Raw genomic sequence first — 7661 nt, forward strand, 5'->3', positions numbered from 1 at the left:
TTTTTCCTCTTAGGCAGCCGGCGCAAACCAACCGCACACAAAAACCAAAAGCCCACGGGCTGCGTTTTACAGAAGGGTAAAACAATGCCCCTCCCAAACCCACTAGGCCTTCTTTTGCCTTTTGTTTTACAGCTGCTGAGGGAAAAAGCATGACGCCTAAACCCCCAGTTCATTTGACAGCTTTCTTAAAAACATGCTATAAAACCCAAATAATATTATTTAGCAGAATCCCCTAGCACAGTCCTTCCCCTACCTTTCTTCCGCCTCGGCTGGTGCGGCAATGACAAGCCTAGCCCTCGCACAACCTTTCATAGCATCAGACGCAGCGGTGGTTGTTATTCGATTGTTGTTTATTGTTTTTTAAAGGCTCTCATGGTCTCGGCGAAGAGCCTCGGCTTGGTCCTTTTCAACTACAGGAAAAGGACTAGGCCCCCGCGGCTATGAGCGGGAAACATCATCAAAACACCAATCTTCCAATTAAAAATCTATTGAATTAATAAAAAATTTGTACCCTAACCTCGTATCCGGACATAAAAAAACCAGAACTTCTCAGCCCTGGTCTCCCTTATCCCAAAAAAATAAACCCTCTAATGAGCCACTCCTTTGCTCCCCAAAACACTCTTAAACGTCTTCACTACAATCACCACATCAAACCAAAAACTCTTCCTCTCTAAATACTCCTTCTCCAATCCCACCTTCTCCTCTATAGAAATCTCATCCCTCCCATTGATCTGCGCCCAACCCGTTATCCCTGGCTTCAATTGATCAACCCCAGCCGCTACGCGTAATGCCATTAAATCATCTTGGTTATACAATGCCGGCCTCGGACCAACAAATACCATTTCTCCCTTAATAATATTTATCAAATTAGGCAATTCGTCTAAACTTAATTTCCGCAATAAACCTCCAATTTTCAATAAATATTGCCCCGGGTTCTCCAATAAATGGGTTGCCACGTTGGGGGTATTCTTTTTCATGCTTCTAAACTTATAGATGTTGAAGAAGGAATAATTTATCCCTACTCTTTTCTGCTTGAAAAATATAGGCATGCCATCTTCTAAAAAAATAGAAATAGCCAAAGTAAAAATAATGTCGAAAGGATTAATAAAAGAATTAGGGCGAAAGTCTATTGAGCATTTTAGGGTGGACCACAAAATTACAGGGCATTTTATTATTGATTATCAGCATGTTAAGTTTCAACTGCGCACCAAATTGCGCACTAGGCAAATTACCTATTTTACATAAAAATAGATTTAAACTCCGTTTCAATGACTTTAATCTCTTTTAGCTCTAGCATACTAAATTCCTTTTCTCTTGCCCTTTTTGAAATTACGCCATTATTTTGTTCTAAAAATCTAACCAACGTTGCAATTAGTTTATCTGGCATCTCAAATTCTTCCTCTAAATACCTCTTAAAGGCATCGTAATTTGAAAGATATTTTATCTCATTCGGTATTATATTCACGACTGTATCTTCTACACAATCAAATAGAAATTCAGCCTGTTTAGTTGCATCAAAAAATCTATAAAAATCTTTCGTATTATTTACTACACTTACATTATGATTGGAAGTTTCTTTCCATTTAATAAATTCAAGTAAAGGCTTAGAATACGATTCTAATACTAATCTATAGTCAGTTATATGATCTAAAATTGAAGCTGAAACAGGAAATATGATTCCTTGGTCCACAAAATTCTTTTTTGCTAATAAGTGATGTATTAGATATCGATGAATTCTTCCGTTTCCGTCTTCAAATGGGTGTATAAAAACAAAACCAAAGGCAATTATTGTGGCTGCCAAAACAGCATCAAAATCATTGTTTATAAGTATTTTATTTGCTTCAATTAACCCATCAATCAATTCATCAAGATCTTCATATTTAGCAGAAATATGGTCGGGAATAGGTTCGCCTGTGATCCTATCATGCTCTCCGACAAATCCGCCTTGAACTCTCAATCCCATCTGAATAAATCTACCATTCTCGATTACTAAATCCTGTAGTCTAACTAATTCATCTTTTGTAAGTTCATTAAGGCCAGCTTGCCCTATCGCATTTCCCCATCTAGCCGCTCTTTTACTTTTTGGACTTTCTCCTTCAATTGTAAAAGAAGCCTTTGAATCTTTTAACAATAGAAATGCTGATGCTCTTTGTAATATATCTTTTCCAACAATGGAGAGTTTATTTTTGTTAATGTGTTGATAGTTTTTTTGGATATGGTTCTCTAATTTTTTGGACTTAGCTATTAACGGACAAAATTTATTAGTTCCAGGTAGATTATTTAATACTAAATGACGTGGAGATTTAATTCCAGATACTGCATATTGTAATCTTGAATCAATAACAGGAACATAGCTTTTTTTACTAAGATCATTTTTACCTTTTATTGGTTTTCCAGTAATCCATTCCATCAAAAACCAAATTCGCCTCGAATATTGACCTGTTGGTTCAATATTCACTAAGTCAAGTATTTCCTTCTCTGATAATATTTCAACAAGTTTTGAAAATACCAATAGATTTACTCCTTCATATTTTAAAGCAAATACTAGATGATTATAGAGCGCATTGATTAAGGTCAATTTGCTATTATCCTCTGGCAAATAACTTATAGGTAAAACTCTCCAAACCCCATTTTCAAGATTCTGGTTTTTTTCTGCAACCATGGTCAAAACAAGAGGGAAAGGTGCCTCCAGACTAAATTTTTGAATAATAGCCACATAACCAACAGTGTATCCTGGGACAGGCTTTTGAATCCCATTAATTATGGGCGCAAGGCTTGAAATATGGGCGCTAAAAATCATTTTATAATAATTATAGGCGCAATATAGTGAAATTTACTGAATTGATAAAAACAAGCGCAAAAGATTAATAACGAGCGCAAAAATAAAGTATATATAATTTTTAGGCGCCGAAATTTTTCATTCACCCAAATCTTAAGCTTCAAAGATACGTCTGCAGATAGCTCAGATTAGTCCTGTCATTGAGAAACGATGCATCAATCAGTTTCTTTAATGATCAGATTTTGACACCATCAAAGACAAGATTGCGCTTGTTTGCTTTTCAGGAATTCCAGCGTGATTTGCCAGCAGTCGAAATTGTTTTGGAATATTCCTTTGTCCCATTCTTGCTGGGATTAAACCTTCATCTAAAGCAAATTCTTTGTCCTCAATATGGATGCGACTGTTTAATAGATCATAAGCTGGACTCCGTTTGAAATCACCCAGTGGGGTTTCAATAATGGAAAAATTCTTTTGAAGGATTCAAGTATACTAGAATTCCAAGTGCATTTATGTCGTTTACCGACATCTGAGGATGTAAATTAAATATATTCATCTTATTAAAATTTATAAGATAGAGTAGAGGGAAAATTCAAAAAAGTAAACCCTAAATAAAAATTCAATATTTATTAAATAAATACACAGATGAAAAAGAGGAAAATTATCATCATCACTGAAGCACAAGCGAAATTATTGATCAATAAAATTATTACAGAAGCACAAAAGGGTAGAAAAGAGGCCTAAAATGGCATTCCGAGCAAAGTGAGCCTTGTACAATGGCTACTCAGCATTCCGGCGAAACCATGGCTTATATTTTAAGCCCATAAAGCATTTCAACCAATGAGGTACGCAGTGGCCCAACAGGTGTGGTGGATAGCTTGAGATTAAGATCAAAATAAGCCTGTATTAATTCTTGCATTTTGGGCTCTGCCAAACAATCTTGTAACCAAGAGCCGAAATCAACATATTGTTCTTGATTTGCTCGATAAGGTAATTGCAGAGCCAATTCCAAGCCTTCCCAATTTGAACTTGGATCAGTACCTTCGATTTTATCGGCTGTACCCGTAAAAAACACTTCCCAAGTATAGGGATTAGAGATAAACGCATTGAAAGCCATGGAACGTGCCTGATCTAACTTGTTGGTGTAAAAATAAGTCATGCATGCCTCAACCCAGAAGAAAGGAAAACCACTATCATCCGGGAAGTTTTTGAAAAACCAACGTAAATAAACGGCTGCACCTTTATAATCTGCAACACTTACATACAAGTTTAAAATGGTATAACGCCTGCCAGCGCTATCGTCATAGCCGCCAAAACGAGCCCGTTCTGCAGCCAGTACTTTGCGCAGCTTGATAATTTTTGTTTGGATGCGGGTAATTTGTGCGGGTGTCAAGTATATATCTTGGGTTTTACAAAATTAAATGTACATATATAAAAACAGAAAAACCACCTGATGGTGGTTGCCAAATGCAAAATGTGACGCGATGAGCCTGCCAGATTGAGCGATGAAAAAAAAAATCACACCGATTTGGAATGAATACCGTTGCAGAAACAAATAATTTTTTGAAAACCCATAATAAACTAGACTAAAGGCTTACTACGCTACTGTCAACATCAGACTAAAGACGAAGCTTCGTTGCTCTACGCTGCGGCTTTAGTCTTTATATGTTAGTGAATGGGCTTATTTTTCTCCTGGGTAAATAATATGGTCTTTGTCAAACCAAACAATATAAAAAACACCTTTAAATAAAAAACCACAAGTACGAGCTTTTTGATTATAATGTAAGTCAAATTGGTAAAGTGTTGGAAGTTCTTCGTCACTTAAAAGTTCATCTTTAGCCGTCAAAACACTTTTGAAATCCTGCTTTTTTATTGAAATTTTGTCTTTTTCAAAATCAATAGGATGAAATCGATAATATGGATTTGTCCTAAGTTCATTATAGGTAATAAAGGAATTTTTCTTTAACCCTTCTAAAAATCCAATAAAATCTTTTGTTGTCAATTTTTCACAATTAAAACAAAGATTACTTTGGTCTAAGGAAAAGTAATCAAACGCAAACGTTGGCTTTAATTCTCGTATTTCATAGAATGGAATGCCGTTTTCGCCAAGATTGTATTTAGACTTGATTTTTTTTAACTCTTCAAGCTGTAATTTTGGATCAGGAATTTTATATTTTTCCTTATTGCCTTTAGCCATAAGAAATATGACTAATTTATGTTAGAATAAAATGCTTTCATCCTATCCTTACTGATAATATTAGTACAAGGTTTGTGAGGAGGGTAGTCTTGTCTTGCTTCAAGCCAAGGTGCTTCACTATGACTCAATAATTCAAGTTCAAAAGATGTTAGACTTCCATATCTGTCTAAAACGGAATATACAAACTCGATAGTTTCGTCCGAAATTTTATTTCTCGATATTATACTATTAATTTCTTCATCAACAGTTTCAAATTCATCATTAACAACTTTTAAATCATTAAATCCAAATTCTTTAAGTTTATGATAAAGTTCTGGCACTACAGGACCGTGTACCCAAGCTTGAAAATCTTCATTTAAAATAGGATTATCGAAGTTTACAAGATGCCAGGCTTCAACATAATAAAGAAGTTTCTGCAACTTTTTATGTGAAATTGTATCACCTTTTTGGTTTACATAATTCGTTATGATATGTCCTAAATCCCAAGAATTCATACTGCAAATGTATTGATTTTATTTTGTAAAAAGCTTTAATTTAGGAGGTTTTGTCGTCTTAACCCTACTGCTAACGTTTTCGGGCCTGACGAAGGTGACGATTTTCACCACAAATGTTGATGCGGAAAACCAAACTTTGATTCACCACAAATGTGTCTGCGGAGCCGTGAACCTTCACTTTTTCCAAGCCCGTGTTATGCCTTCGCCCTTCTTGTTCGTCCAGTTGGTTTTTGCTTAAATTATTTCTCATTTTTTTTTCTTACTCTCTTCTTTCCATTCGTTCTCAGCGTCAATTAATGGTTTATGCCAGTCCCAAAGCTCTTGCAAGGTTTTTATGTCTGAAGTAATTGGATTTGATACACTAAAGGCCTCGTCAATTGTCAATGGAAGATTATGTTGATGGTAACTTTCAAATGTCCTTCTTGGGTTGTAAGCAAGTGATGAACTGAAATAGTCATTTGTATAGTCGTAGTGATGTGAATGAATAAAATTGTCCCACCGCTTTACACCCTCTTCTTCTGTTCTTATGTCGATGATTTCAAATTGCTCCATATTTCTCCTGTTGGCTGTCCCCCAAGCTGTATTCATAAGACTTACAGCCTCAACATCTGTATCAGGTGCTCCGTATCCAAAAACAGTTACAAGTTTTGTGCTTTCCTCGTGAAGCCATCCTTTTACTCTGTCCCATTCCATACTGATAAATTCGTCTTCTGTATAGTTTTTTTGTGAAACAGGATATAAAAGTGGAGTTGATTCAAACAAACCACCGTCTCTTCTCATTTGCATACCTACAGGCCCACATCTTTTGTCTTCCTTGCTATAACCGATAGAAACAGAACCGTGTAAAAAAGATAGATACGGCATATCTGCAATGTGTCCGTTTCTACAAAATGCTTGATATAAAAACGGGTCCCAATTAAATGTTGCAATTAGGTCTCTTGGTCGAAGTGAAAGGACTAAGAAGTCATAAATAGTCGCTTCGTTTTCGGGCAATTTCATATCCTTGAAATATTCGTAAACTCGATTTTGGATTTCAAGAATTTCGTCTGAATTTGGATTGTCGTTGTGTAAATTGGAATAAAATTGCTCGAAATTTTTTGCTCTTAAATTTTGGGGAAGGCTGCCCACAATGTCGGATAGTCCTACAATGTCAATGAAATTGTCCATTGAAGGCAGTCGTTTACCATTTGGTTCAGGATTTCTAAATGTCGAAGCGATACTTGCACCAGCACCTAATATTACTACGTGTCCACCGCCACCATAAACGGTCTTAATTCTATCTTCCTTTGTCTTTGCCATTATAAATCTTTTTTTCGTCTGCTATTTCATTGGTAGCCATCTTCCTTTTTTAAAGTTCTCTTAAATAAACTCCGAATAAGTTTAGTTCATTTAATGCAAGTTGAAATACAATGCCCTTAATAGGAGGTGGAACAAATGTTTCAAAATTATCGCAATTAGGGTCTAAGTCGGGGAAAGTAATCATGTTTGTAAGAAAATGGTAGTATTCGTGAATGAAAACTGCTTGATGTTGTCCTATGTCCAGGTCTGTTATAAAAGTTGTTAGGTTGTCGGTGTCAAAACCATCAAGGCAAATGTAAAACCTGTCAGGGTAATATTTTATTTTAGTCAAGTCAATATCATTCATTTTTAAGTCTGTTTATTATTAGCACTTTCGGTCGTCATAGGGTGAGAGGCATAACGTCAGTCTGTGAAAAAACTACCCTTTATATTCCTTGTAAATATATCAAAAACAGCTTGTAAACGAATTTTATATTTCGTATTTTCAAAGAGTAAAAAGAGCAAAAAATGGCCTATTTAACCTCCAAAGATAGATTTCAAATGCAAATGCGAAGCATGGATGAATTTATTGGTAAAGACAAGCCTGTACGATTTATAGATGCCTTTGTAGCACATTTAGAGCTTGATAAATTAGGCTTTGTAGTAACAGAAGCTAAAACAGAAGGACGCCCTTCATTTAATCCTAAAGTGTTTTTAAAGCTTTACTTTTACGGCTACCTAAACGGACTGCGTAGCAGCCGTAAGTTAGAAAAAGAGGCCATACGTAATGTAGAAGTCCATTGGCTTTTGGCAGGTTTGGTACCCAACTACCATAAAATTGCCGATTTTAGAAAGCTAAATTCTAGAGCACTTAAAAATACCTTTAAACTTTTCGTTCTTTTTTTAAAAGATGTCG

Annotated in this window: 8 protein-coding genes; 1 reads left to right on the forward strand and 7 read right to left on the reverse strand. The window is 35.6% G+C overall.

What is annotated here, in order from left to right; all coding sequences use genetic code 11:
• Window positions 1-587: 587 nt before the first annotated feature.
• The 7 genes from ACILQF_RS08270 to ACILQF_RS08300 form a co-directional block, all read right to left on the reverse strand.
• On the reverse strand, window positions 588-1154 hold the full coding sequence (locus tag ACILQF_RS08270) for a sugar transferase (protein ID WP_395626944.1): 567 nt from the start codon (window positions 1152-1154) through the stop codon (window positions 588-590).
• 83 nt (window positions 1155-1237) lie between these two features.
• Entirely contained in the window at window positions 1238-2800 is a 1563-nt protein-coding gene (locus ACILQF_RS08275) for a Fic family protein (protein ID WP_395626945.1), read from the reverse strand.
• A gap of 784 nt (window positions 2801-3584) precedes the next feature.
• Window positions 3585-4169 (reverse strand): hypothetical protein, encoded by a 585-nt coding sequence (locus ACILQF_RS08280; protein ID WP_395626946.1) that lies wholly within the window; start codon window positions 4167-4169, stop codon window positions 3585-3587.
• A gap of 288 nt (window positions 4170-4457) precedes the next feature.
• Window positions 4458-4973 (reverse strand): hypothetical protein, encoded by a 516-nt coding sequence (locus ACILQF_RS08285; RefSeq protein WP_395626947.1) that lies wholly within the window; start codon window positions 4971-4973, stop codon window positions 4458-4460.
• 11 nt (window positions 4974-4984) lie between these two features.
• A complete protein-coding gene (locus tag ACILQF_RS08290; protein WP_395626948.1) occupies window positions 4985-5467 on the reverse strand; it encodes a Panacea domain-containing protein in 483 nt (160 codons plus the stop codon).
• A 246-nt stretch (window positions 5468-5713) separates the two neighbouring features.
• Window positions 5714-6766, reverse strand: a complete 1053-nt coding sequence (locus ACILQF_RS08295; RefSeq protein WP_395626949.1) for a hypothetical protein — start codon at window positions 6764-6766, stop codon at window positions 5714-5716.
• Window positions 6767-6815: 49 nt separating this feature from the next.
• Window positions 6816-7112, reverse strand: a complete 297-nt coding sequence (locus tag ACILQF_RS08300; RefSeq protein WP_395626950.1) for a hypothetical protein — start codon at window positions 7110-7112, stop codon at window positions 6816-6818.
• Window positions 7113-7273: 161 nt separating this feature from the next.
• Here ACILQF_RS08300 and ACILQF_RS08305 point away from each other — a divergent pair.
• On the forward strand, window positions 7274-7661 hold a 388-nt coding region (locus ACILQF_RS08305; RefSeq protein ID WP_395626951.1), incomplete at its 3' end, for a transposase.

The organism is Daejeonella sp. (assembly GCF_044232565.1).
In the GTDB taxonomy this organism is placed as follows: domain Bacteria; phylum Bacteroidota; class Bacteroidia; order Sphingobacteriales; family Sphingobacteriaceae; genus Daejeonella.